The sequence below is a fragment of the Enterococcus sp. AZ035 genome (assembly GCF_050548325.1).
In the GTDB taxonomy this organism is placed as follows: domain Bacteria; phylum Bacillota; class Bacilli; order Lactobacillales; family Enterococcaceae; genus Enterococcus; species Enterococcus faecalis.
This window is the reverse complement of record NZ_CP172958.1, coordinates 1,043,697-1,068,901: the sequence shown is the minus strand read 5'-3', so window position 1 is coordinate 1,068,901 and position 25,205 is coordinate 1,043,697. Positions and strand designations below refer to the sequence as shown.

Here is a 25,205-nt window from a genome sequence, read left to right as displayed (position 1 = left end):
TTTAATTAACGTTTGTTATTGTGCAACAATGACCATTGATGGTCGTAACACACGATCTTGTAATTTGTACCCTTTTTGTAGAACTTCAACAATGGTATCTGCTGGGGTTTCTTCAGAAGCAGGGACTGTTTGAACGGCTTGATGTAAATTTGGATCAAAGGTTTCACCCATTGCTGGGATTTCTTCAATTCCTTCTTCTTTTAAAGCCACAGTAATACTTTCTAGCACCATCGAAATACCTTTTTTCAAGCTTTCGCCTTGTTCATCTGATACTTCAATAGCCATTGCTCGTTCTAAATTATCAATAGATGGTAAAATCTTTTTACCTAAATCTTGTGAGCGGTAACGAACTAATAATTCTCGTTCGTTTTTATTTCGATTGCTCATATTAGCAATTTCGGCTCTTGCCCGCAAGAACTTGTCTTCCATTTCGGAAAGCTCTGCTTTAAGATTTTCAATCTCTGTTGCTTCAACTTCTACTTCAGAAACGCCAGCAGCATCAACAGCTTCCATTTCTTCTTGTAATTCTTCTTGCTTCTCTTCTTTTTTACTCACTTCAGCAACTTCCTTTCTCTTTATGCATCTACTTCTTATCCTAACAAGGTTTGCTTAATTACCTAAAAAACGGTAATAGTCACCTAGTTGTGAAGCTAGCTCATGTCGAAACGTGTCTACCAAACCGAATATTTTTGAATACGGCATACTGGTTGGTCCTAGCAGGGCAATTGTTCCTTTGCCATGTCCTGATACTTCATACGTAGCAGTGATCATGCTCATATCTTCTAAGAGATTGTTGCCAATTTCTGAGCCGATACGAAAAACAATTGGATTTTCTGTTGTTGCAGAACCATTTAATAAATGCGTCAGCTCATCAGAATTTTGCATAAAGGAATAGACAGATTTCAATTGTTCAATATCTTGTTTGATGCCAAAATCTAACAAATTCATGCGACCACCGACAAAGACTTTTTCTTCAAAGGCATGTCCTAACATCTCATCGAATAAGTTCATCATTCCTTCTGGTGTTTGGAAATAGCGATGTAAAATCATCGGAATCTCCGTCCGCAAACGATGATAAACGGTCAACAAAGGTTGTCCAACCAACTTATCATTGATGATTTGTGTCATTTTTTCAAGATCTTGGCTAGAAACAGCGGCAGGAATGGCAAATACTTGGTTTTCAACATTGCCTTTATCTGTCACTATAATAGCAAGGACTTGCCGATCATTCAAAGGAACCATTCGAAAGCCGGTTAATTTCCGTTCTTTCACTTCAGGTCCTAATGAAAAAGCAGTATAACTTGTCAATTCTGATAGAATTTCAGCTGATTGTCGAATAATATCATTAATCTCATGAAATTCTTTTCCAAAAGATTGACGGATTCTTCTAAGTTCGTTCTCTTCTACTTGTGTTGGTTGTAAAAGATGATCCACGTAGTAACGATAACCAGCCATTGAGGGGATTCGCCCTGAAGAAGAATGGGTCTTAGCTAATAAGCCGTATTCCTCTAATGCTTTCATATCATTACGAATTGTGGCAGAACTAGAGGCAATGCCATCCTCCATCAATTTCTTAGAACCGACAGGTAAGCCCGTGTTCGTGTAATTTTGGATGATAAGTCTCAAGATATTTTGTTGTCTTTCTGTAATCATCGTTATTACCACCCTTCATTAGCACTCTTAACATCTAAGTGCTAACTACATATACTAATATAACAAGTCCTTACCTTTTTGTCAAGGGAAATACGCAACTTTTTAGCACTCTTAACGCAAGAGTGCTAATCGCTGCAAACCACCTTCAAAAACCATCAATACCAACTTTTGTAATAAAAAAATCATCGAAATGCTTTGTCACACTTCGATGATTTTTTTATTTTTTTACTCTTTTTCACTTAACAAAAATGCTTCAAAAACATTATTCCCCACAAATAGCCCTTTTTTCGTTAAACGTAAGATATCTGCTTCTTCAATTAATAATTCTTCTTTGATTAAGCGTTGAATGACCTCTCCATAAATTGCTTCAATTGGTTCCTGAAATTTTTGTTGGAATTTTTGTTTAGAAATGCCTACTTTTTTACGTAAGCCTAAAAATAGCTCTTCTTCTATTTGATTTAGACGAGTTAATTCTTCAGTCTCCACAATTGGCAATTGATTTTCTCGCAAGGGTTTCAAATAATGTTGGATTGGACCGTGATTTTTGTAACGAGTTTGCCCAAGATAGCCGCTGGCACCTGCGCCAAATCCATAGTAGTGGTCATTATTCCAATAAGCCAGATTATGCTGGCTTTCTTTTCCTGTTAAAGCAAAATTACTGACTTCATATTGGTGACGTCCTTTTTTCTCCATTGCTTCAATCGTTTCGTCAAACATTTGTGCTTCGATTTCTTCTTCAGGCAGCTGTAACCGTCCTTGACGAACCCAGTTCATGAACATTGTTTTATTTTCAAGAATTAATGAATAAAGCGAATAGTGCGGCAAGTCCAATGCTAAGGCTCTTGTCAAAGTATCGCGAAAACTTTCCAATGTTTGTCCAGGTAAAGCATAGATTAAGTCAATACTGACATTGGTAAAATTTTCTTTCTCTAAAAATTTCATTGTTTCATAAACATCTGCGGCGGTGTGCTTGCGACCGATTTTTTTGAGCAAGCGATCATCAAATGTCTGAACGCCCATCGAAAGACGATTGACGCCATAGTTTTTCATGACTTGTAATTTTTCTTGGGTTAAATCACCAGGGTTTGCTTCCACCGTAAATTCATTTCGGTCATCAAACGTTAGCTGTTCGCGAACCCCTTTTAGTAGCACATCTAACTGTTTCGCTGATAATGAAGTTGGCGTGCCTCCGCCAATATAGATGGTTTTCATTTCTTGTTCTGGATACAATGCTTGCGTAAGTTGAATTTCTTTTAATAAACTCTGAATATATTCATCAACTGGTTGTCCTTCTAAAAAGACCTTGTTAAAATCGCAATAGTAACAAATATGCTCACAAAATGGAATATGAATATAGGCCGACCGATCGAACATCGGCGTTGAAGTTGAAAGTTGGTTTGTTTTGGTCATTAGCTCGTTTTATCTCCTTATTACCAAAAAGCTCGTTCTTTTTGGAAAGTCTCTACTAGCCATACTAACTGTAAATGACAAATAAATCCATAAAAAAATTCGCACAGTCACTTAAAACAACAAAGAGGAGCTGTCATAAAAACCGACACCTCCTCAACCTTGAAAGAAAAGTAAAAAAATTTTTCTATATATAATAGTACAAATCAGTTACAGTAATTGACCGTAACGTTTGACGTATAAAACTTTAATGAACGCAACCAGTGCTAAATAAGCAACAATTGTCGGGATTAAATACAAGAAATAGCTTGGTGATAAACCGACAAATCCTAGTTCTGCACCGAAAGCGGTAAAGGGTAAAACAGTTCCGAGAACAATCCCTGCTGTAGTGACTAACGTCATAATTCCAGAAGCACTACTTTGAAGGAAAGGCATTTTTTCTGTTCGTAGGAAATGCAAGACGAGCATTTGGGACCATAAGGACTCAATGAACCACCCTGCATGGAAAATACCGATAAAGAGCAATTGATCTGCTCCATTTAATTCAAAGAATGAGCCACCTAGGATAGCCGGACACACAATGAAATACATAAATAAATAGGTAACAATATCAAAAATAGAACTCGTTGGGCCAAACCAACGCATAAAATTACCAATTGATTTTGGTTCCCATTTTTTTGGTTTTTCTACGTATTCTTCATCTACTTTGTCCCAAGGAACTGACATACACGAAGTATCGTAAATTAGATTTAATAATAGCGATTGAATCGGAGCAATCGGTAAAAATGGTAAAAAGATACTTGCTGGGATCACGGAAAAAACATTGCCAAAATTAGAACTTGCTGTTAATTTGACGTACTTCATCGTGTTCGTAAACACGCGCCGTCCAGATAAAATCCCTTTTTCCAAAACCATTAAATCTTTTCTCAATAAAATTACATCCGCCGATTCTTTCGCCACATCGACAGCTGTATCAACAGAGATTCCTACATCAGCAGCACGCATTGCTCCAGCATCATTTATTCCATCACCTAAAAAGCCAACAGTTTGACCATTTTCAGTTAACGCATTTACAATACGAACTTTTTGGTCAGGCGTAATTTTGGCGAAAATATTATACGCTTGAACGGTTTTTCTTAATTCTTCTTGGTTTAATTGTTGAAGTTCATTTCCTGTAATAATTTTTTCACCAGCCAGACCAACTTCTTTACAAACAGAATGCGTCACATACTGATTGTCCCCCGTTAATACTTTCACAGCTACATTATGTTGATGCAAGGCGTGAATAGCTGCCGCCGCTGTTTCTTTTGGTGGATCTAAGAAAGCAAGATAGCCTTGTAAAATCAACTCTGATTCATCTTTAGTTGTATACTCCCATTCAGCCGCTTCGACTTTTTTATCGGCAATTGCTAGAACGCGCAAACCATCTCGATTTAAAGCTTCAACGTCTTTGGTAATTTTTTGACGCAGCGTCTCTGTTAAGGGCACAATTTCGCCATTTAAAAGTACCTGTGTGCAGACCAAGAGCATTTCTTCAACCGCCCCTTTGGTAATTAAGCGTGTTTCTCGCGTTTTAAACTCTTTGATAATCACACTCATTCGACGTCGATTGAAATCGAAAGGAATTTCATCTACTTTATAAAAATCATCTGATTGTATATCACTTTCTTGTGTCGCCGCTTGAATAACGGCGTTATCCATTAAATTACGCAAACCTGTTTGAAAATAACTGTTTAGAAATGCTAAATCCAAGACTTTTTGATCTTCTTGGCACCCAATATTATAGTGGTATTCTAAAATTACTTTATCTTGTGTTAAGGTACCTGTTTTATCCGTACAAAGTACATCCATCCCGCCAAAATTTTGAATGGCATTGACATTTTTCATAATCGTGCCTTCTTTAGCCATTTCTCGAGAACCTTTGACTAAATTGGTTGTTACAATCATAGGTAACATTTCTGGTGTCAAGCCGACAGCTGTGGCAATCGCAAACATTAACGCTTCCGCCCAATCACCTTTTGTTAACCCATTAATTAGAAAAACAGTTGGCGTAATGACCAACATAAAGCGAATCAGCACCCACGTTGTTTTATTAATTCCTGTTTCAAAACTCGTCTGCTGCTGCTCTTCTCCGTTATCAGAAGCCATCCTTCCGAATAAAGTTTGATTACCAACTTTAATGACAATGCCCAAACCAGTGCCACTAATTACATTTGTTCCTAAAAACAAAAGATTGTCGTATTCTGTATCAATTTGATCACTATCTTTTTGATGAGTCGCGTGTTTTTCAATGGGAAAACTCTCTCCAGTCAAGGATGATTGGGAAACAAATAAGTCCTTAGATTGGATTAAACGTAAATCGGCTGGAATCATATCGCCAGCGGATAGTTGGACTAAGTCGCCACACACAACTTCCTCAATAGGAATTTCCATTTGCTTCTTGTCACGAATGACTGTCGCTGTAACTTTAATCATATTTTGTAATTTTTCAACTGCATTGCTTGATTTGACTGATTGGACAAAACTCATCGTGCCGCTTAAGATGACCATCGCTAACATAATTAACACGCCAGTAACATCTTTTTCCTCTGGCGCAGCATAGACATATTCTGTAAAAAATGAAATCGTGGCTAGTGCTAGTAACACCAAAGTAAACGGCGTGATATACGATTTTATAAAAAGTCGCAGCCGCGAAGCTTTTTTTTCATTCATAATTTTATTGCGGCCATAACGTTCTTGTAATTCTTCAATATCTTGGTGTTTAATGCCATCCCAAGTTGAGCCAAAACGTTGTAAAACTTTTTCTACTTCTGAATGGGCAAACTTTTTGTAACTATAGTCATGGCCCAAGTGACGCATTTTCTTTTCCATTTTCTTTCACCTCATTTATCTGTGGTTGACTTGAATTGACGATCGGTTCATCTTCCATTTTCCTCACCCTTTCCACAAAAAAAGACACGCTGAAAACTCAACGTGTCAAAGAATAATCGTTCTTATCGTTGAGCTTTAGCACTATACAACGTAAAAAGCGATTGCTTTTAGCTACCTTAAGAAAAGCCTTCATTCGACAGTTCCTGTTCTACCCATTGGCGTCTCTCGACATTTTTGGGCAGTAGCCTATGTTTGTATAGGAGCCTCACCTAACAAATCTTATTTAATTACAACAGCAAGTATAATTCTTCCATGAAAAAATAACGATATAGAAAAAGTTTTTAGTAGATAACTTTTTGTCCATTCAGTAACAAAAAGAAAAATAATCCGCTTATTTACTATGGTTTTCTGGTATGATTCGTATTTATTCATAGAATCATAACTGGTTAAATTAATCTAAAGACCGTCAGATAGCCTTGTCGAGAAGCTTTTCTTCTGCTATTTTTTGTATAGTTAAAGAAACGGCGGTGAGGAAAATGAAATTACAACAACTAGAATATTTTATGGCAGTTTCAAAGTATGCGAGTTTTACTTTAGCTTCTCAAAAGCTCCATACGAGTCAACCTTATTTAAGTACCCAGCTCAAGGAGTTGGAACGTGAATTAGGTGCTTCATTAATTTTAAGAGACAAGAAACATTGTCGGCTTTCTCCAGCAGGCGAAGTCGTCGCCAAGCGAACAGAAATGATTTTTGCACTCATTAAGGAAGCGCAAGAAGAGATTAATGAATTAGTGACCCAAGGATCGACAACGACCATTCGGATTGGAACAAACTTAATTGATATAGATAAAGCATTTGGAGAAGTCTTGTTGTTATTTAATCAATCCTATCCGTATGTAAGTATTGATTTTAAGTATTATTACGATCTTGAAACAGCCTTGGAAACAGATTTAATTGACATTGGGATTGGGATATTTTTGGATACCTCGATTCCATTAGAGAAAGAATTAATTTATACAGAAAGCTATCTCCTTTGTGTCAATAAAAATCATCCTTTAGCCCATGCCGATAGCGTGACGATTGACGAAATTCGTTCTTTACCTTTTGCTGCATATTCCGATCAAGTATATGAAAAAAAAGTGTTCAAACGTTGGGAACGTAAAATCAATTGGGAAAATCGGCAAATCGTCATCGAACTTCCTTCTCTTCATTTAGTCTTAGACATGGTCCAACGAGAAAAAGCCTGTAGCATCCTTCCCTATTCACTCACTGATGAACTAAACAGACGTAACTTAGTTGGTATTCCTCTGGAAGATAGTCCAGAACGAGCCATCTATTTAGTTCAGAATAATCATCACGGACATTGTGAAGCACACCGTTATTTATTCGAACAATTACGTTATTTATTCTAGGAATAGAAAAAGGAGGAATTCCCATGGAACTATTTCGTTTACATTATTTTTTAGAGTTATGCAAAGTGAAACAATTTACTAAAGCAGCCGAAAATTTAGCAATTTCTCAAGCTGCATTAAGTAAGCAAATAAAAATTCTTGAAGCAACGTTAGGCGCGGAACTTTTTAATCGCCAAGGCCAAACTACCACCTTAACGCCAGCTGGATTAATTTTAGAAAAATATTGTTGGCGCATCACCAATGAGTTGGTCTCAATTGAAGAAGAGCTAAAAGAAATTAATCATTCTTCCAACCATATTTATGTGGCCACTTATCTCTGTGATTTAGAATATAAATTGAATGACTTACTAATGACAACATTAACGGATCGTTCATCCAACTTACAAGTCCACACTATTATTACAGAAAATATTCTTCAATCCTTGGAAACAATGGATGCAGATTTTGGTATTTCCTTTGCTGACTTACCATTACCTGAACATATTGGTAAAATTGATTTATTTACAGCAAATTATCAATTCATTTTAAGAAACGATCATCCAGCTTTGGCAAAAGCCACGACGGAAGAAATTTTAAAAGAACTAACAATGTACCCCTTCGTCCGTTTAAATACCGAATTTTCCGAGCAAAACAAATTAACCAATTGGCTAGATACTACGTTTTCTAATTTTTCTCCAGAGAAAGTCATTCAAGTGGATACTCTTTCACTTATTACTCACTTGGTGTCTCATTCCGATAGTTTCGCTATTGTCCCCGAATACACAAATATTCAACTTTTAGACAATTCGATCCATACACTAACTTACCAAGAACTACCTAAACGAAACATGGCAGTTTATTATTTAAAAGAACGTTACATGAGTCGACAACTTCAACAACTTTTGGCTGAATGCCAAAAACAATTTCAATAGTAAAAACCAAGACTAGAGCTTGTCGGCAAGCGAGTTCCAGTCTTGGTTTTTATTTGTGTTTTCAGGTAGCGGCTTCTCTTCCTTTGACAAATCCTAAAGAAGTGATAGCCATCACTAACGAAGTGCCTCCTTGACTTAAAAACGGAAGCGGAATACCTTTTAACGGCAACAGTCCAATCACCGCACCGATATTCTCCACCGTTTGAAAGACCAGCGAAAAAATGAGGGCGACACAGATGTACATACAAAAACGCGAATTGCTCCGCAAGCCAGCTACTAAAACTTGATAAAACAAGTAAAAATAGAGAAAAACAACGGTGGCACTGCCCACAAAGCCCCAGGCTTCCCCGATAAAAGTAAAAACCATATCAGACTCACGAACAGGAACATACACTTCAATCCCATGCACACCCTTGCCAAATAAACCACCCGAACCAATTGCCAATAAGCCTTGTACTTGTTGATAGGAGATTTTATCGACATAATCATAGGGATGAATCCATGCTAAAATTCGATCCAATTGATATTGTTTAAAATGTAAAAAGAAGAGTACTTTGTGCCCCCACTCTGTAAAGACTAACAGAATCAAGACCACGCCTAACGTTGCTAAAGCACTGAAAATAATGATTAAAATTTTGCGATCAATTCCTGAAATAACTAAAAGAGATAGAATAATCGTTACGAAAACAAGGGATGTCCCAAAATCTTTTTGTACCGCCATCAAGAAAAAAACAGGGACACTAACCGCAACGATTTTTTTTAGAAGTTGCTTGTCTGAACGCCATTTATCAGACCAGTCTTGTTGCTCATGTTGGACAATAATTTTTGCCAACATTAAAATAAACGCAATTTTCGCAATTTCTGATGGCTGAAATTTAATAAACCCTAAATCTAACCAGCGCTTTGTGCCCGTCAATAAATACATTCCTTTGTCATAGGAAAAATACAAAGCACTCATTAAGATTAATGAAAACCCATAGAAAAAAGGAGCTACTTTCCAAATAAATTTCTGTGACAGCCGACTAGCTAAAAACATGCCTGCATAGCCAACAAAAATAAAGAAAAGTTGTTTTAATGCTGGCACAGTTCCATCTTTTCCTTCATTAACGGCAATCCAATATTGCACACCAGAAGATAAAAGTGTGAGTAAAAAAATGGGCAATAATAAATCATAATTAAGATGTAAGTTGAATTTTTTTGTATTGACCATTTAACTGCCGCCTTTCGTTTGCAATAATTTTAATGACGATTCCTAATGCCACTGAAAAGATTAAATAACTTGTCCCACCGTAACTAACAAACGGTAAAGGAATTCCCGTCATTGGAATCAAACCCAAAACGCCACCAATGTTAATCGCCGTTTGAGCTAAAATCAAGGTCCCGACCCCTAACAAAAACAAGCCGTAACAATGATTCTTTATTACACAACTACTCCGCAAAATCGAGGCCGCTAAAAATAACAAAAGAAATAGCAATAGTAAGCCGCCAATCAAACCAAGTTCTTCCACAATCACCGCAAAGATAAAATCGGTTTGACCTTCTGGCAAGCCACCTTTTTTTACCATACCATTGGCTAGTCCAGTGCCCCAAAACCCACCGTTATACATTGCTAAATAGGCCATTGAAGGCTGAAATCCTCGATCATGAAAGGATAAAAACGGATTTTTCAAAACAACTAAGCGGTCATACACATGCGCAAAAAAATGTGGTAAGTAGCGGTGATCGCCTAGAAAAATAATTATTTTAGAAAGAAGCGCCGCGCTAGCAACGACAATCCCCGCAGCAATTACACTAAATTTTGCATGAATACTTGCTGAGAAAATCAAGACACTGCCAATAACTAAAATAAGAATGGCCCCGCCAACTTTGGGTTGAATCAAAACTAAAAATGCAACGACCAAAACAAACAGCCATTGTTTCCTTAACTGCTTCGTTGTCAAGCCATTTTCTTTTTCACCTAAATAACAGCTCAAGTAATAAATAATCGCAAAATTACAAAGTTCTGATGGCTGAAACTGGATTCCAAAGAGAGAAATCCAACGTTGTGCGCCATTCGCTGCTACACCAAAAAAAGGTAGTCGAACCATTAACAGTAATAGTACCGAAACTAAAAGCAGTCCAATCGCAATTTTCTTATTAAATAACACTTCTAGTCGAACTTTGTAAATCACGAACATTAGCACCCAGCTGAGACACATAATAATGCCTTGTTTAATAAACACAGCAGTGGGCTTCACGCCTTGCATCAACAAGTCATAGCTACTGGCGCTATAAATCATTAACGCGCCAATAATACTTAATATAATAAAGGTCAAAAGAATTTTTGTTAGACCTAAAGTACGTAGATTCATTCTCTCACCTCTATCTTTTTCTAATTAAATCAATCTTACCAGTCTGAGTTAGAAAACAAATAGAGAGTTTTTTATAGAACTATTACTAAGCTTACATAACAAAAAGTAGCTAGACTTGGTTCATTTCACTTAGTTTCGCTACTTTTAAAAAAAGCCATTTATATAATTTTTGTGTGTTGCTCACATTTCTGATAAATTTTTCCAAACTTATCTCTTTCTAAATACTGATAATCTACTAAATACCGTCTCAAAAGTGCATAATCTTCATAGATTTCTCTAAGTCGCTGATTGACTTCTTTTTCCGTATATTCTTTCCCAAATTCAAATTGGTTGGCCACACGTTGAAACACTTGGACTTTTTTCGCATTTTTCTTGGGAATAACCAGCAACTTTCCTTCTTTAAAAAAATTTTCAACCATGTTTATTCTCCTTTTTTTGTTTTGACTATTGTTTAGAAAATTGATGATTCAGTTTTTCTTTCTGTTTATCAGTCCATTTGCCAGCGACTTCATTGACAATTGTTTCAGCAAAATCACCTACTTTTTCTCCCGTAATATTTTTGATAGGTGTTCCGTTAGCAGCTCCTTCTTCAAACAAATCAAGTAAATCAGTCAACGCATTGAACATATTGGCTCCACTATGATCTGAAAAATGCCAAGCATATTTTTCAATTTCTTGAAATACTTGTCGATACTCTACTGGTAATGCTGCAATCCGTCGTTTATATTCTTTGTACTCTTTTTTATCCCCAACAACTTTTTTGATCAACGCTTTAAAATTTGACATGCTCTATCCCTCCATTTTTTTTCATCTTGTTTACTTGTTTTGAAAGCAACGTCCATCGCTGCCAAAAATCAGCGAGTTCTGCTTCTCCTGATGAGGTTAAGCGATAGAACTTCCGCATTGGCCCTTTTTCTGAAGGCTTTTTTTCAGCTATAACCCATTGATTTTTTTCTAAACGCAGTAAAATCGTATAAACGGTTCCTTCAACAATTTCAGTAAACCCTTGGTCATTTAAAATTTTTGTAATTTCATAACCATATGTTTCTTTCCTTTGGATGATGGCTAAAACTAAACCTTCTAAAATGCCTTTTAGCAACTCTGTCTGCTTCACTGCTTTTCCTCCCTAAACTACTCTTTAGTACTACGTACCACTACATAATAATACTGAGTACCGGTTCTGTCAACTACTTTGTAATAAAAAGTAGTAAAGACGCGACAACCACCAGTACTTAACTAGTAGTTGTCGCGTCTTATTATTCTTTATTCATTTATTCCGAGTTCTGCTTCAAAGGCTTCTAATTCTGCAGGGTGTGTTTCTGGATAAGCAAAGCATGTTGAAAAATGCCACTCCCCACCACTTGTGCCAAAATAACCTGGCAGTAATTCCAAAGCCAATAATGCTTCTGATGTTTCTTTTTCCGGTAACGTAATCTGAAAAGTAGTCGCTGGAACAAAACCGAACTTCGTATAGTAAGTTGGATGGCCCAGGATAATCAATCCGCCGATGCCTAATTCTTTGGCCTTCTGAACAGAATGCTTAATTAACGCTGAGCCTACGCCCGTGTTCTGTGCTTCTGGATGGACACTTAGCGGCCCAACGGTCAAAACAGCCTTTTCTGTATGATCAGGTAATCGTAGTTTGGCTTTTGAAGACATAATATGACCCGTTAATTTTCCTTGATCAGTTTCTGAAACTAAGGACAACTCCGGAATAAAGTCGGCACTTTCTCTTAATAAATGCACGATAAAATGCTCTGTGGGACGCCAGTTTTCGGTCAAGTTTAATTCCTTAAACGCTTGATACGTTAAACGTTCTACAGCTTGATACTCTGCAGGTTTTTCTTGACGAATCTTCATTATTTGTCCTCAGATTGTTGGAAATAGTCAGCCGTATCTCGTTCATCTTGTTTTAATTGGTCGATCAAGGCTTCAGCCCCATTGAATTTCACTTGGTCACGTAAATAATGATTCCAACGAACCACCACTTGCTCACCATAGATGTCTTGATGGAAGTCCAAAATATAGACTTCCACGGTTAAATCGCGTCCTTCTCCAAAGGTGTCATTATGACCAATTGAGCCCATGCCGACATACCATTTGCCACCAACTTCGATTTGCACAGCATAGACGCCAATTCTTGGTAAACGCACGGTGCTTTTCACTTTGACATTAGCGGTCGGGAAACCCAATAAACGGCCACGAGCATCGCCATGGACAACTGTTCCTTCTGTTTCATAAATATATCCTAACAACTCCGTGACCTCCTCCATTTCGCCGGCTTCCATTTTTTCGCGAATTCTTGTTGAGCTAATTTTGGCACCAGTCATTTCTTCTTTTGGTACTGTCACCACTTCAAAACGGCCTTGCGCATAAGTTGGTAACTGTTTGACTCCAGCAATTTCTTTAGGACCATACGTATAATCAAACCCAGAGACTGCCACTGCACTATTTAAATTAACGATATACTGATCGACAAAATCTTGCGGCTTTAATTGAGCAAACGCTGAAGTAAATTCGACAATATATAAAATATCAACGCCCAAGTTGGCCATTAGGCGTTCTTTTTGTTCCAAGCTAGTTAAATATTTCATATTTTCTGGTAAAACTTTTTGAAAAACGATTGATGGGTGTTGGTTGAAGGTCATCACAGCTAACTTCAAGCCTTTTTCCTCCGCAATCTTTTTACCTGTTTCAATTACTTTTTGGTGGCCTTTGTGAACACCGTCAAAAAAGCCTAGGACCATCACGACTTCTTCATTAGGAATTTGATTGGGTTCATAGGGATGATGTAGTTGAATAACTTGCATGTGCAAAAACTTCCTTCTTTTTTATTTAATTGTTCCGTAGAACTTTACTTGGTTTCAATAATTTATCATGCGTTGGGTGTGGCATGTATAAACTAACCACTTGATTTTGGTAAAATAAGGCGACTAAGGATTCTGGCATTGCCTTTATTCCTAATTCTTTTTTGTGCAAACGCATGCCATTTTTTACTTTTTGATACAATTCATCTGATAAATCAATTCGTGGGAATTGTTCTACTGCTGTCTCAATGGGCAACAGGCATTGATCGATTGTTTCAGCAGCCATTTGTTTGGCTACTTCTTCTAACGTTAAGCATTGCGCAGCTTGCAAACCGCCACTTGCCGTTCTCGTTAAATCCGACATATGGGCAGGATAGCCTAATTTTTTGCCAGTATCCACTGATAGTGTCCGCACATAGGTTCCTTTGCCACAGACCACTTTAAACCGCCAACTTTGTGTATGAGCGGATTCGTTAAAAATTGGTTCACTAGTGCGTTCAAATGAATAAATCATAGCTTTTCGTTGGGGCCGTTCAACTTCTTCCCCGTTCCGCGCATATTCATATAAACGTTTACCATTGACTTTCACCGCAGAAAACATCGGTGGGATTTGTGTGATTTCACCTGTCATTTCGGCCATTGCTTGATCAATTTGTTCAGTTGACAGAGGTGCTGTAACTGGTTTTTTTTCAACAATTTCGCCACTAACATCTTCGGTTGTCGTAGCAAATCCAAGTGTAATTTCACCTTCATAGGTTTTGCCAGAATCTACCATGTATTCGATCACTTTCGTTCCTTTGCCAACGCAGATGGGTAAGACCCCTTCGACATCTGGATCTAGCGTACCACCATGACCAATTTTTTTGGTATGTAAAATTTTTCTCAATTTAAATACGCAGTCATGACTTGTCATGCCACGTTCCTTCCATAACGGTAAAATGCCGTCCATTATAGTTCCTCCAGTTCCGATAATACTAACTTTGTCATTATAGCATAAAAGTACCTAGCTTCGCAGTCTCCGTTGCTTATTCCCTTTGGAAAAATCTCTGCTAAATGCAAAAAAAGCCACAAACTCTGATAAAAGCAGAGTTTGTGGCTTTTTTTAGCTAGCAAATGATCCCCATGTATTCTGTGCGTTGCCATCGTTTGGTCCGATTGGCAAATAAATTCTCGCGCCTGTCGTATCTGTTCCACCAATAAAAACATACCCATCTGCAATATAAAACGTATCGTAATAAAAGCGAGTATTTTTAGGCCAAATACCATAAATGGGTGCTAACAGACTAGGTTGTCCTGCTCTTAAAACAATGCCTTCGTCCACACCAATTAGAAATGATTTCTTCGTTTGCGGGCGCCAAAGTTCAGCAATGTCGCCGTCGTTCACATAACCTAACAAATGTCCGCTATTTTCAACACGGTAAAGGTTTTGTCGGTCCGGTAATTTCGCTGTAATTGTTCCTACTTGTGTCCAAAGTGCCTCTGCTGATAGATGTTCATTGATTAAAGCATCTGGTGTTGGATAGATTGAAGTGAAACGAATTGCTTGTCCTACTTGATATTTTGGCGCATTAGGTTTACCTGGCTGAATAATGACAGTCTCACCTGTTTCAGAAACGCCCGTTTGTAAATCTTGTGCCAACTGCGCTTTACTAATCCCCCAACGCGCTAAATAACCATAAGGATCTGTATGATCTCCCCACCAATTTTTTGTAATCCAATCATGAGTGACTATGCCATAACCTGTTCCATCGTCCAGAGAAAAATCAGCACCAATGTTCTGAGCCAAATCACGGGCCAAATTAACATAGGCAGCATAATCTTTTTTAAATGTCGCCGCATTATTCGTTCGAGCCAATTCGATTTGCGCATAGGCTTTTTGATTAGCTAAAGAACCTGCGCCATATTGAATTTGGCCAGCAGGAGCTAATTGTTTCACTCGTCCACCAGATCCGACAAAATATGAGACATAAGCATTTGACCAATTTCGTTTCATATAGGCCACTTCATTGTCTAAACTGTGTGGTCCTAGGTTCCGCTCGTTTCCAGATTCATGTAAAACAATTAATTCATTGCTTGCAGAGCCGGGAAAATAAGTAAAGTTGATTGGATCCGCTTCGATGGTGTAAGCGCAAGCCGTCATCGGAATCGTTAAACTTAAACCAATCACTAAAGCAAGTTGAATCATTAATTTTTTAAACATAGCATGCTCCTTTCTTAAAAAAGCCATGAAAGGAAAGTCAAAATAACTTCCCTTCCACGGCTTAAACCTGCATATAAATGGCGGGACAGAAGTAATTTCTTCGGCAATCAGCCGAAAGTTCTACGTTTGTCCCGACCACTTCTACTTAATCATCTTTATTTTTTAACTGAATAAATAACTCTTTTAACTTTTTCGGCATAGGAATAAAGGTCGCAATGTTTTCAAAAAAAGAAAGTCCTTCGTTCGCAATGTAAAAAATCAGAACCATTTCCCGAATTGGCAAATTGTTCCCCACAACTTTTTCAACACGAACCGCTACGGCAACCACAAATAACATCGTCACTTTTTTCGCAATTCCGAGCATACCAATCCGACTGGACAATTCTTTTGTGGCGATTGCCTTAATCCAACCTGTGATGAAATCGACAATAATTAAAAAGAGGAAGACATCCAACAATTGATCTAATCCGCCTAATAAACGTACGACAATCCCACCGAAAATGCTTAAAAGCATTGTTATTGTGTTGAGATAACGTTCCATAAAAAGACTCCTAAACTAGCTTGTTATTTTGTTGGAAACGGATCGTCCGTGTACCAACTTCCTTGTAGGTAAATATTTCCAGCACGGTTAGCACCAAAAAGAATTCCTTGATTTCCCATCTCATATAAACCAGCACAATTCGGTTGAGGGAATGTATATTGCATAGCAGTTAACGCCAAATTCCATATTCCCTTTGTAATCTTCGTCGATAATGTATATCCTGTTGGAACAGTAAACACTTTAACCAAATTATTATTCAATTTCGTTGGATCACTCAAATTACATCTTACAAATGCATCGACACGATTTCCTACCCTAATTAATACAAATTTCATATTATCCTTATTAAAGGCCGCCTGATATTTTGCCTCGACTTCACCAACTCCACTAGCTTCATAAATGGCCATTCTAGAGGATTCCAAAGGCACACCATTGACGGTTGGCATAGTTACAAAATTCTTCACCCCAGCAATCTCTTGATCACCTGTTTGTGTCACAGCTTGACCTTTAATCGCTTCCGCAACGTTTTTCGGGTGCATATATTTACTCGTTAAAGTTCCCGCGACTGCTTCGCTGTCTGATGCGAAGCCATAATTTTCTACATTGCCTAGCCCCACTTGTTCAGCGGTTACTTGGTGCGGGTTATCTTGATTTTCCATATGGGTATTGAGTTGCTCTGCTTGAACAAAACCACTCTTCGCTAAAACCGCTTGGGCATCAACAGACAGACCAATATGAAGCCCCACGTAATCAACTTCTAAGCTAGCTGGCGTTACCCCATTCGATGAATCTGTATAGCTCATTAAATAAATGAAACCTTCATCTGTGATAAAATTCTGATCATTGATTTGAATTGAAAAATCGCCAAACTCTTTTGCTGATTCTTGGATTTGAGTTACCCAATTATCCGTAGTTGGTAAATACGTAGCGATTTTAATCGTTTGATTATTGGGCGCAGCGGCTTTCACACGTTGATTAATCGTAAAAAATTGAACGTTCTGGCGAATAAATGCCACCGCCTCGTCAGTTGTGACTGTTTCAAACATTTGTGGAATTAATTTTTTAGCGGCTTCAACGAGATTGAAGGCCGCTAATTGTTGCGGAATCACACCGCTTTGGGTGGAACCTGTTTTCACGCCCTCATCATCACGGCTGGCCATTTTATTGTAGTCCGCTTGGGAAACTTCCTCCCAAACTTCTGTTGGCTTCTTAAGAATTTTTGCCGTAAAATCAGTGGAATAACTGTTTGCATTGGTGGCTGTATTGCCGGCCGTTTTACCGTTAAAGTCTAACTTCATTTTGACAGTAGTTGGCTTAGCCAATAAAGAAATACCGTCTGCTTTTGTCATACGGTCATTCAAATCAATTTGAAGACGATTCGCTAAGGTAGCTTGTTTGATGCCTTGTGTATCTGTACGTGCTTGGACAATTTCTGGATTACTATCACCCGCTTCTGCTACTAATTGATCGAAATCATTTCGTAAAGTATCAAATTCTTGTTTATTATTATTTGCCGTTGAAACTGCATTTCCTGCAATCATGATTGCTGTTTTGGCATTGTTCATCGCTTGGTTGGCTGTTTCATTTGCTTGATTGCCTGCATCGGTGGCAATTTGTACGGCTTCTTTGCCAGCTTCATCTGCTATGTTTTTCGCTTCAGAAATTCCATTCGTTAACTGGACTTGGTAAGCATCTACTTTCTCAGCTGATGCATTCGACTGATCCAAGATTGCATTGATTTTAAGGCGACCTTGATTCAGGGTATCTAATTCTTCAATATGTTCTACTGACATTTCGTCACACTCCTCTAGTTTTCATTATTTTATTAAAACTGGCCACCCAATTGGGATTGAATATACACACGACAGATGACCGAAGCATCCAACCATAGTGGCTGATGAGAGAAAAATTGAAGCGTGTGATTGCCGCGTTCGATTTTTTCATCTGTTGTTTTTCGTAAATAACTCAAAATGTTTAGCCGTTGTTGTTGCAATGATAGTTGGGGTAATTTTTTGCCATCCACTACCAAATCAATGTTCGTTACAGAATGCGAAGGTCCTTTAGCAGTTGCCTTGAACGTTAATTCTGCGGTGTTTATATAAAGAATGTCCTCGTCAAAGTATAAATTCAGCTCCACTGGCTGTGTCTTGCTAAGTTCTCCTTGTATTGAACGATTTAAAAGTGTCGTCGCCCCTTGTGCGTAAGTTTCGTTAATCTCTTGTTTCCGACTGAAAGCTGTCATGGTACTATGAATTGTTTCTTGCAGGTTTCCCAACTCTAGCTGAATGTCTTGGGGGGCACCAAAGACATCTTTTTTGCTTTCTTTTTTAATACGAAGGTTGACACTCCCAAATTCATTCGTATTAATCATGATAACCGTGCCCAACCGCAAACGATCGATTGCCAAAGGTTGATCTGTTAATTTAATTAAATCAGCTGCAGTCACTACCCAAGAAACTTGTGGCTTGGTCCATTCTTCTAACATTCGCAAAGCATTTTCCTTTAATGCCTTGGGATCAGAAAAACGCTGTTCCACCCAAATTGACTCCAATAAACCATAGCGGTCAATTGCGGCCTTGTTCTCTAAATACGGAACCCCTTGATTGACCGAGCGAATATTGACTTTGTTAACACCTTCGCCTGAACCTAATGGATAAATCCGATTGATTAGCATCTTGGGATTACGTTCTATTTCAAATCCTTGCATGTTGTAACCTTCTTGAATTCGCGCAACTGGTTCTGTTGGCGGTTTGACTAATGAAAGTTCAAAAGGATAGACCTCTGTATTCCATTGCCAAAGATATTCCTCTTCGAAATCGGCTGGGATGCTAAATAAAGGCTCAACTAACCCATTTTCATTTTCCCATTTATAGGTTAATTTCCTTGAAAAATCACATTTTTTTAGGACCCAATGCTTTGTTTTTTGTTTATTCAATAAAAATTGAATGGCCTCTTTCGTTGTTTTGTTTTTAATTTCGTGACAACCAAAAAGGACAGTATCACCTAAGGTACATAATGCTTCTGTGGCAGAGTAATGAATTTGATTATTGTTCGCATCTTTCTTAATTGTGGTTGGCATCACGCGATATAAACCAATATATTCATTCTCATTGTCGGTCAGTTCCACCCATTGCATTTCTGCAATAAATTCATTTTTAGGATCATCTAGTGGCATGGTAAAATCTAAACTGCCAATTTTGTTCTCTATTTTTTCATAACTGACTTGATAGGCATTATCCAAGATTGCCGTATATGTTCTTTTCAAATCCAGCGCCATTAACATTTAATCACCCTCCTACACAAATCGGTTAGGATAGCGAATCGTCAAGCGGAAGTCGCTATCTTTGGCTTGAATATACAGCGGTTCATTGGGATATAGATAAAAATCGTTCATTGGTCGAATCATCGGTGCACCATTTTTTGTCAGATAAAAATTTTCAGTATCGATAATAATTTCCGAACGATCAAAGTCTCCTAAGTTAATTGTATCGTTCCGTGTTTTAATCCAAACACCACGTCCGGTTCCTGTTAAAATAATGGTCGGTTTGACTTTTAATCCTTCAACCGTAGGATAAATTTCAATTGGCCGAACTTCTTTGCCTAAATCCCCCATCGTGTAAGCCCGATTTTGAAAGGTAATCATGGTTGATCCCCAATAAGCCCCGCCTTCAATTAAAATTGGAAAATCAACTGCACCTGAGCCTGTATTCCCCATTAAGTAATTCGCTTGAAATGTAATGGTTGGCGAACCCCACATCACACTAGTCGCATCACTCCGTGTGTATTTATACGGATCAGAAAGCAATAAAGTAAAGGTGCCTGTTACTTGGTTAACACCTTCGGGTACATCACTCACTGAAGACTTACTGCCAAACCACAGCATTTCCGGTTCATCGTTAAACCAAATAGAAACGTCTTTTTCCGTAAACAAAGCAACGTTTAAATGATTAAGTGCATCTCGAAATGCTTCATTATTCACAGCTGAAAGGCGATATTTGACTGTTAATTCTCGTTCTGGAATTCGCGCATAAACGTGACGTTTACCATCACGAATCCCTAATTGATAGCTTTCAATTTCGCTTGGAACTAATTCTCGTCCTGAAACTGATAATGTTTGATAGCCAGGGATGACTTTTTCTAAAAATTGGCCGTTAAAATTCAACGCTTCTGAAGGAAGAGGCGTTGAATGAGTTGCTTGATTGGTATCAACAAATTTATACATGTTATCCTCTCCTTCCTAAGCGGTTATTTTGTTTCACTTGTTGTCGTTGTAACTCTGTTGCTAAATAAGGCGCCGTAGTTGCTGCGACAACTTTTCCATCTAACGTTGACTCTACTGTCACAAATAATGGTCGATTGTATGCATCATTTTCTAAACGATGGTCAATCGTTGCCGTGAAGTTTCCTCGACCAGCTAAGTCCAAGGCAAAATCATTTAACAGCGGTAAATCTAAAATAGAAGCCATTGCTCTACTAACGGCTGTTTCGCCTGCATAAATCCCCGTGGCAATCGTGCCGCCGAAATTCAATTTATGCAAATCAGATAAGGGACCTTCTTTTGCTGGTGAAAATGGTAAAAAGTTACGAATTTTACTGACAACTCCATCGATTGCTTCTTTGGCTTTTCCAATTGCGCCTGTAATTCCATCAGCAATCATGCCGACAATATTCGCACCGGCATCGGTGAATTTTGAAAACCAACCTTGGATTGCTTGCCAAGCACCTTCAATTACAGAACCAATGGCATTTTTTACCTGATTGGCTGCATTGGTAACCCCATTTTTGATATTTTCAACTAACTGTCCGCCCGAAGCTAACAGTTGACCAAAATAAGAACCAATCTTCGTGATCATTTGTGAGATTAATGTTCCTGCTGCGGACAGCAAGGCACCCAATAGACTGAGTACACCATTAATTAAGGCTTGAATCAGTTGAATCCCAGCACTTAACAACTGTGGCAACGCATTGATTAACGCACCCATTAAAGCGGTAATTAGCGTAATTGCTGCAGTAACCAGTTGCGGTAAAATTGAAATAATCCCTTGGATCAAAGCCATTAGCAATTTGACGCCTGCGCTGATGATTTGTGGCAAGGCACCAATTAAGGCATTTACCAATGTCAAAATTAAGGTAATAGCTGCCGCAACTAAGGTTGGTAAAATCGAAATAATTCCTTGAATTAACGCCATTAACAATTTGACACCTGCGCTGATAATCTGTGGTAAGGCACCTATCAACGCTGTCACTAACGCTAGAATAATCGTCAGCGCTGATTGAATTAACTGAGGTAAAATCGTCATAATCCCAGTGATTAATGCCAGCAAAATTTGTAAACCAGCAGTCAAAATCAACGGTAACATAGTAACAAATGCATTGACTAAGGCCGTGATAATTGAAACACCTGCTGTAACTAGCATTGGTAACGCTGTGACAAAAGCTGTCACTAATGTAGTGATGATATTAATCGCTGCAGTTGTAATTGTTGGCAAGGCGGTGACAATCGCATTAACTAAAGTCATTAATAAGCTCAAACCAACTTCTATCAACATTGGTAAGACTGTTGTAATCCCCTGAATCAACGTAGTAATAATTTGTGTTGCCGCTTCAATTAAGACTGGCAAATTGGCAACGATCGCACCAACAATTAACGTAATTAAACTAGATAACGCGGTTACGATGCTTGGAATAGCTTCTGTTATTTTCCCGAGAATACTGGTTAAGACTGTTGTAAAAAGTTGTATAACTTTCGGTAGATTAGTTGCCAGCATTGTTGTAACCGATGTAATCGTGTTACCTAAATTATCAAAGACTTGGGTAATACCACCCGCACTCAAATCACCGGTTTTCATCCAGGCCGTCACGAATGAAACAATCAAGGAAATAATTAGACCAAACGGCCCAGAAATTCCTAATGCAGCCAGTGCAACCTTTGTCAGAACTTTTACCAAAAGACCAACCGCTAAACCAGCTTTGTCAAAGGTGCCACCAAATTGCCCTAATAAGTTACTACCTAATTGCAAACCGCTGGCAAAAACGCCTGCTAGCACACGACCAATTGTTGAAAAAATAGTCGCCATTTTCTCTAAGCCTACTGCAAAAAATTGTTTAAAAACTGCCATTACTTGCTGAAAGGCCGGCTGGATCTGTTGTAGCAATCCTACCAATTTGCCAAACGCCGCTGAAACAGCTCCTTGAATGGCACTAGCTAAGCTATTGATACTATTTCTAAATGTTTCATTGGTTTTATAGAAATAAATAAACGCTGCTACCGCTGCTAAAACGGCTGCTACAATTAAAATTAATGGTCCTCCACCTAAGGCACTAAAACTAGCACTTAGTTTTGATAAGCCACCACCTAACTTCCCAATGTTTCCTTGTACAAGAGCCAAACCAGCACTAAACTGTTGAAATTTTAGCTGAGCCATCGTTACCATAATCAACATGGGCCCAATGGCGGCTAAAATGCCCATAATGGCAACAATAAAAACTTGGACGGGTTTTGGTAATTTGATAAATAAATTAACCAAAGCTGTAATGCCTTTGACGACTGTAATAACCACTTGAACCAAAATTTCCATTCCTGGAGCCATCACGCTTTGAATCACTTGTGCCGCCACTTCAAATGATTGATTCATCTGAGTCAATGCCCCTTGCAACTCGCCTTGCAATGAATCAGAAATCCCTCCTGCACTGGCCATAATCAGTCCTTGCATTCCTTGAAATTCGCCACTGACCCCAGCACCGACGCCCATAGCTGTTTTTAAAACGTTCAGCATAGGTAAGGAAACGGCACTAGTCATGGCCGTCCCAAAGCTCAGCATATTATTTTGTGCATTAGTAAAGCCATCAGAGGTTTCTTTCCCCGCTTTTTTAGCTGCTTCACCGGCTTGTTCAGCAGAATCTGTTAACGCTGTGTTCATTTGATCTGCTGCCTTTGCTGTTTCGTCTCCTGTTTTTTTCACTGTTTCTCCAGATTGTTGCATGACGGTTTTAAATGTGTTCATGACCGTGGCTGACTGATTGACACCCGCACTAATTTTCCCTAAATATCCACTTAATAAGGCATACTCACCGCTCATACTTTTTAATGCTTGTTGGACGCCTGCAAGGCTTTTCTTTGCCTCCGATAACGGCGTTTTTTCTTTGTCATTCTCCATCTACTCTCCTCCCTTCTCGATAGCGGCGTAGACGCTCTGCCACAGTGGCAAGTTGCGTTTTTTTCCGCTCATTTAATTTTGTTCGTTGTGGCTGGTTAGCTGCCAGAACTTCAGCAACTCGTTTTTCATAATCATAAAAACTTTTAAAGCTTTCAAAAACGGGTTTTCCTTTTTTGTTTGTCGCTTGCGCTTTAACATTTAAGTAGGCAAGCTCGTGCCTTTTCCGCTCTTCATCTACTTCTGCTAAATTAAAAGCAATCATTCGTAATTCAAATTCAGACATGGTCATCTGATCCACTTCTTCAAATGAACGACAGCCTAAGTAGCGAAAAGCAGAAAGAGCGATGTCGTGATACACGTCATCGCTCGTTTTAATTAGTTGGTCGCTTGCGCTTCTGCTTTCTTCGCTTCTTTGCTGAACTGATCGATCATTGGTTTTGTAAGAGGTTGCTTTCCCATTTCTTTAAGCAAATCATCTGAAAGTTTTTTGACATCTTGGGTCATTAACCATGCTTCAATTTCCGACTTACCTATTTTTAATTGCCCACTTTGTAAAGCTTCCATGATGTCAACTAAGATTACTGGATTGTATTGGCGTAAATAAATCATTGCTGAACTGATGCCCATGCCGAATTTGGCAGCGCCATTTTCAATTTGGTAACGTTTATCTAATTCGCGAATCGCGCCAATCGTAAATTTCACTTCAATTGTTTTTCCGTTAATCTCTAAATTCATTTTTTATCCTCCTAAAATTCAACACTTTTTGATTATTCGCCAGGTTGTGGTGCTTTATCTGGAACGGTATCTTGGAACGCATATTGTGCTTCTGCAATAATATCTGCTTCTACTGTTGCAAAGCCATCTTGTGGCTTGCCATTAATAGAGGCTTCTGTTTCGATTTCTACTAATTCTTCTACATTGGCTGGTAAACTCCATGAATTTACATAACCTTGGGCATAAATTGCTGGATATTTACCTTCCGCATTTTTTTCACCTTTTAAATCAACATCCCAAAATTCCATTAAGATGCCATCTTCGACTGCGTCTTTCATGTATAAATTTTCATCATCTCGAGAGGCTAAACCGCTTAACGATAACGTAACTTCTAAACCAGAAACAGCATTCGCGACGCCATCTTTTGTTTGCGTACCGCTCGATTCACGTGAGAATTCCCATTCATGTTCAATTTGAAATAAGGGTTTCATTGCTTTCTTTGTCGCTGCTTCATCCAAGCGACGAACTAATAAAATACGGTCTTTTCCTTGCATAACTTCTCCCATTGATAATTCCTCCTAGTAAAATTGCATGTGTAATGGTAGTACAGCATGCCAAATTGTTTTTTTCATTTGTTTGGTATCTTTTACCATTTGTGCTTTGACTTCTTGATGTTTGATACCCCAATTAAAATGAGCCGTTCGTTTTAAGTTACTGGTTGCCTGCCGTAAAATCGTTCCTTTAATTGTAGAAATTTGTTGTCGTTCAGATAACGCACCATAAACATGCATTATTAATTCAATCTCTCCCAAAATAGCTGATTTAGTTGGCTTAGGTAATTCTTTACTATCACCTAAGTAAACAAATGGCTGATCTGGTAAATCTGTCGGCAGTTCCTCTAGCAACAAAAATCCTGACGTCTGGCAGATTGCAACAAGGGCTTCATATAACTCTTGTTCCGCTTCATTCATTTTTAGCGCCACCTTTCCATTCAAAAAATTCAGGATTGGTTAACAAATTGGCTCTCTTCTAGTCAAAATGAAGGATCTTGAAAGTAGCCGGCATTTTCTGCTCCTTCATAGCTGACACAAGAAAGCAGTCAAAATCATAGAATTCCGTGTCTTCATTTTTTTGGTTGCCTCACGTTTATCTATCTCTTTCGACACTATTAATTTACCATG

Annotated in this window: 24 protein-coding genes and 1 riboswitch; of the genes, 2 read left to right on the top strand and 22 right to left on the bottom strand. The window is 38.3% G+C overall.

Going from position 1 to position 25,205, the window contains the following annotated elements; all coding sequences use genetic code 11:
• Positions 1 to 15 precede the first annotated feature (15 nt).
• From grpE to mgtA, 4 genes are all read right to left on the bottom strand, one after another.
• Positions 16 to 555: a nucleotide exchange factor GrpE gene (gene grpE / locus IGL32_RS05210; RefSeq protein ID WP_002357827.1), complete on the bottom strand. Its 540-nt coding sequence runs from the start codon at positions 553 to 555 to the stop codon at positions 16 to 18.
• Between the two features lie 54 nt (positions 556 to 609).
• Positions 610 to 1,653, bottom strand: a complete 1,044-nt coding sequence (gene hrcA, locus IGL32_RS05205) for a heat-inducible transcriptional repressor HrcA (RefSeq protein ID WP_002357828.1) — start codon at positions 1,651 to 1,653, stop codon at positions 610 to 612.
• Between the two features lie 225 nt (positions 1,654 to 1,878).
• A complete protein-coding gene (gene hemW, locus IGL32_RS05200) occupies positions 1,879 to 3,027 on the bottom strand; it encodes a radical SAM family heme chaperone HemW (protein WP_002360468.1) in 1,149 nt (382 codons plus the stop codon).
• A 243-nt stretch (positions 3,028 to 3,270) separates the two neighbouring features.
• Entirely contained in the window at positions 3,271 to 5,931 is a 2,661-nt protein-coding gene (mgtA, locus tag IGL32_RS05195) for a magnesium-translocating P-type ATPase (RefSeq protein WP_002379382.1), read from the bottom strand.
• Positions 5,932 to 6,044: 113 nt separating this feature from the next.
• Positions 6,045 to 6,215: riboswitch (M-box (ykoK) riboswitch) on the bottom strand.
• Between the two features lie 252 nt (positions 6,216 to 6,467).
• On the opposite strand from mgtA, the gene IGL32_RS05190 reads away from it, so the two are divergent.
• A complete protein-coding gene (locus IGL32_RS05190; RefSeq protein ID WP_002382245.1) occupies positions 6,468 to 7,343 on the top strand; it encodes a LysR family transcriptional regulator in 876 nt (291 codons plus the stop codon).
• A 23-nt stretch (positions 7,344 to 7,366) separates the two neighbouring features.
• A complete protein-coding gene (locus tag IGL32_RS05185) occupies positions 7,367 to 8,254 on the top strand; it encodes a LysR family transcriptional regulator (RefSeq protein WP_002357832.1) in 888 nt (295 codons plus the stop codon).
• Positions 8,255 to 8,315: 61 nt separating this feature from the next.
• Here IGL32_RS05185 and IGL32_RS05180 read toward each other — a convergent pair whose 3' ends face one another.
• The 18 genes from IGL32_RS05180 to IGL32_RS05095 all read right to left on the bottom strand — a co-directional run bounded on the left by IGL32_RS05180 (position 8,316) and on the right by IGL32_RS05095 (position 25,019).
• A complete protein-coding gene (locus IGL32_RS05180; RefSeq protein ID WP_002357833.1) occupies positions 8,316 to 9,464 on the bottom strand; it encodes an FtsW/RodA/SpoVE family cell cycle protein in 1,149 nt (382 codons plus the stop codon).
• The gene (locus tag IGL32_RS05175) at positions 9,430 to 10,605 is read right to left on the bottom strand and encodes an FtsW/RodA/SpoVE family cell cycle protein (RefSeq protein ID WP_002357834.1); all 1,176 of its coding nucleotides are present in this window, start codon (positions 10,603 to 10,605) and stop codon (positions 9,430 to 9,432) included. Before IGL32_RS05175 ends, IGL32_RS05180 begins: the two co-directional genes overlap by 35 nt.
• A 158-nt stretch (positions 10,606 to 10,763) precedes the next feature.
• A complete protein-coding gene (locus IGL32_RS05170; protein WP_002360471.1) occupies positions 10,764 to 11,024 on the bottom strand; it encodes a DUF2087 domain-containing protein in 261 nt (86 codons plus the stop codon).
• Between the two features lie 25 nt (positions 11,025 to 11,049).
• Positions 11,050 to 11,391: a DUF1048 domain-containing protein gene (locus IGL32_RS05165; RefSeq protein WP_002379381.1), complete on the bottom strand. Its 342-nt coding sequence runs from the start codon at positions 11,389 to 11,391 to the stop codon at positions 11,050 to 11,052.
• Positions 11,378 to 11,719: a PadR family transcriptional regulator gene (locus tag IGL32_RS05160; RefSeq protein WP_002379380.1), complete on the bottom strand. Its 342-nt coding sequence runs from the start codon at positions 11,717 to 11,719 to the stop codon at positions 11,378 to 11,380. Before IGL32_RS05160 ends, IGL32_RS05165 begins: the two co-directional genes overlap by 14 nt.
• A 149-nt stretch (positions 11,720 to 11,868) precedes the next feature.
• Complete coding sequence (locus IGL32_RS05155) at positions 11,869 to 12,465, bottom strand: GNAT family N-acetyltransferase (RefSeq protein WP_002361699.1); 597 nt, start codon at positions 12,463 to 12,465, stop codon at positions 11,869 to 11,871.
• Complete coding sequence (gene ribF, locus IGL32_RS05150) at positions 12,465 to 13,415, bottom strand: riboflavin biosynthesis protein RibF (protein ID WP_002363808.1); 951 nt, start codon at positions 13,413 to 13,415, stop codon at positions 12,465 to 12,467. Before ribF ends, IGL32_RS05155 begins: the two co-directional genes overlap by 1 nt.
• A 25-nt stretch (positions 13,416 to 13,440) precedes the next feature.
• Complete coding sequence (gene truB, locus IGL32_RS05145; protein ID WP_002379378.1) at positions 13,441 to 14,361, bottom strand: tRNA pseudouridine(55) synthase TruB; 921 nt, start codon at positions 14,359 to 14,361, stop codon at positions 13,441 to 13,443.
• 153 nt (positions 14,362 to 14,514) lie between these two features.
• Positions 14,515 to 15,639, bottom strand: coding sequence for an SH3 domain-containing protein (locus tag IGL32_RS05140; protein ID WP_002382241.1), 1,125 nt, complete (start codon positions 15,637 to 15,639; stop codon positions 14,515 to 14,517).
• 118 nt (positions 15,640 to 15,757) lie between these two features.
• Positions 15,758 to 16,153: a phage holin family protein gene (locus tag IGL32_RS05135; RefSeq protein ID WP_002357842.1), complete on the bottom strand. Its 396-nt coding sequence runs from the start codon at positions 16,151 to 16,153 to the stop codon at positions 15,758 to 15,760.
• 23 nt (positions 16,154 to 16,176) lie between these two features.
• The gene (locus IGL32_RS05130; protein WP_002379376.1) at positions 16,177 to 17,946 is read right to left on the bottom strand and encodes a hypothetical protein; all 1,770 of its coding nucleotides are present in this window, start codon (positions 17,944 to 17,946) and stop codon (positions 16,177 to 16,179) included.
• Positions 17,947 to 17,978: 32 nt separating this feature from the next.
• Positions 17,979 to 19,436 (bottom strand): phage tail protein, encoded by a 1,458-nt coding sequence (locus tag IGL32_RS05125; protein ID WP_002379375.1) that lies wholly within the window; start codon positions 19,434 to 19,436, stop codon positions 17,979 to 17,981.
• Positions 19,437 to 19,448: 12 nt separating this feature from the next.
• The gene (locus IGL32_RS05120; protein ID WP_430600102.1) at positions 19,449 to 20,375 is read right to left on the bottom strand and encodes a distal tail protein Dit; all 927 of its coding nucleotides are present in this window, start codon (positions 20,373 to 20,375) and stop codon (positions 19,449 to 19,451) included.
• A 1-nt stretch (position 20,376) separates the two neighbouring features.
• Positions 20,377 to 23,310 carry a phage tail protein gene (locus IGL32_RS05115; RefSeq protein WP_430600101.1) on the bottom strand — a complete coding sequence of 978 codons (2,934 nt, stop codon included), beginning with the start codon at positions 23,308 to 23,310 and terminating at the stop codon, positions 20,377 to 20,379.
• On the bottom strand, positions 23,300 to 23,668 hold the full coding sequence (locus IGL32_RS05110; protein ID WP_002360486.1) for a hypothetical protein: 369 nt from the start codon (positions 23,666 to 23,668) through the stop codon (positions 23,300 to 23,302). Before IGL32_RS05110 ends, IGL32_RS05115 begins: the two co-directional genes overlap by 11 nt.
• Positions 23,669 to 23,685: 17 nt before the next feature.
• Positions 23,686 to 24,045, bottom strand: a complete 360-nt coding sequence (locus IGL32_RS05105; protein ID WP_002357848.1) for a tail assembly chaperone — start codon at positions 24,043 to 24,045, stop codon at positions 23,686 to 23,688.
• Between the two features lie 32 nt (positions 24,046 to 24,077).
• The gene (locus tag IGL32_RS05100; RefSeq protein WP_002365550.1) at positions 24,078 to 24,590 is read right to left on the bottom strand and encodes a phage major tail protein, TP901-1 family; all 513 of its coding nucleotides are present in this window, start codon (positions 24,588 to 24,590) and stop codon (positions 24,078 to 24,080) included.
• A gap of 12 nt (positions 24,591 to 24,602) precedes the next feature.
• Positions 24,603 to 25,019 carry a hypothetical protein gene (locus IGL32_RS05095; protein WP_002382237.1) on the bottom strand — a complete coding sequence of 139 codons (417 nt, stop codon included), beginning with the start codon at positions 25,017 to 25,019 and terminating at the stop codon, positions 24,603 to 24,605.
• Between the last annotated feature and the right edge of the window lie 186 nt (positions 25,020 to 25,205).

What these genes read in the sequence shown, in the direction of transcription:
- IGL32_RS05135 (WP_002357842.1), bottom strand. Translation starts at nt 16,153, where the DNA reads ATGGAACGTTATCTCAACACAATAACAATGCTTTTAAGCATTTTCGGT.
- IGL32_RS05120 (WP_430600102.1), bottom strand. Translation starts at nt 20,375, where the DNA reads ATGTATAAATTTGTTGATACCAATCAAGCAACTCATTCAACGCCTCTT.
- IGL32_RS05180 (WP_002357833.1), bottom strand. Translation starts at nt 9,464, where the DNA reads ATGGTCAATACAAAAAAATTCAACTTACATCTTAATTATGATTTATTA.
- IGL32_RS05155 (WP_002361699.1), bottom strand. Translation starts at nt 12,465, where the DNA reads ATGAAGATTCGTCAAGAAAAACCTGCAGAGTATCAAGCTGTAGAACGT.
- IGL32_RS05140 (WP_002382241.1), bottom strand. Translation starts at nt 15,639, where the DNA reads ATGGCTTTTTTAAGAAAGGAGCATGCTATGTTTAAAAAATTAATGATT.
- IGL32_RS05130 (WP_002379376.1), bottom strand. Translation starts at nt 17,946, where the DNA reads ATGTCAGTAGAACATATTGAAGAATTAGATACCCTGAATCAAGGTCGC.
- IGL32_RS05165 (WP_002379381.1), bottom strand. Translation starts at nt 11,391, where the DNA reads ATGTCAAATTTTAAAGCGTTGATCAAAAAAGTTGTTGGGGATAAAAAA.
- IGL32_RS05105 (WP_002357848.1), bottom strand. Translation starts at nt 24,045, where the DNA reads ATGAATTTAGAGATTAACGGAAAAACAATTGAAGTGAAATTTACGATT.
- IGL32_RS05190 (WP_002382245.1), top strand. Translation starts at nt 6,468, where the DNA reads ATGAAATTACAACAACTAGAATATTTTATGGCAGTTTCAAAGTATGCG.
- IGL32_RS05100 (WP_002365550.1), bottom strand. Translation starts at nt 24,590, where the DNA reads ATGGGAGAAGTTATGCAAGGAAAAGACCGTATTTTATTAGTTCGTCGC.
- IGL32_RS05185 (WP_002357832.1), top strand. Translation starts at nt 7,367, where the DNA reads ATGGAACTATTTCGTTTACATTATTTTTTAGAGTTATGCAAAGTGAAA.
- IGL32_RS05125 (WP_002379375.1), bottom strand. Translation starts at nt 19,436, where the DNA reads ATGTTAATGGCGCTGGATTTGAAAAGAACATATACGGCAATCTTGGAT.
- hemW (WP_002360468.1), bottom strand. Translation starts at nt 3,027, where the DNA reads ATGTTCGATCGGTCGGCCTATATTCATATTCCATTTTGTGAGCATATT.
- IGL32_RS05115 (WP_430600101.1), bottom strand. Translation starts at nt 23,310, where the DNA reads ATGGAGAATGACAAAGAAAAAACGCCGTTATCGGAGGCAAAGAAAAGC.
- IGL32_RS05175 (WP_002357834.1), bottom strand. Translation starts at nt 10,605, where the DNA reads ATGAATCTACGTACTTTAGGTCTAACAAAAATTCTTTTGACCTTTATT.
- mgtA (WP_002379382.1), bottom strand. Translation starts at nt 5,931, where the DNA reads ATGGAAAAGAAAATGCGTCACTTGGGCCATGACTATAGTTACAAAAAG.
- hrcA (WP_002357828.1), bottom strand. Translation starts at nt 1,653, where the DNA reads ATGATTACAGAAAGACAACAAAATATCTTGAGACTTATCATCCAAAAT.
- IGL32_RS05170 (WP_002360471.1), bottom strand. Translation starts at nt 11,024, where the DNA reads ATGGTTGAAAATTTTTTTAAAGAAGGAAAGTTGCTGGTTATTCCCAAG.
- truB (WP_002379378.1), bottom strand. Translation starts at nt 14,361, where the DNA reads ATGGACGGCATTTTACCGTTATGGAAGGAACGTGGCATGACAAGTCAT.
- ribF (WP_002363808.1), bottom strand. Translation starts at nt 13,415, where the DNA reads ATGCAAGTTATTCAACTACATCATCCCTATGAACCCAATCAAATTCCT.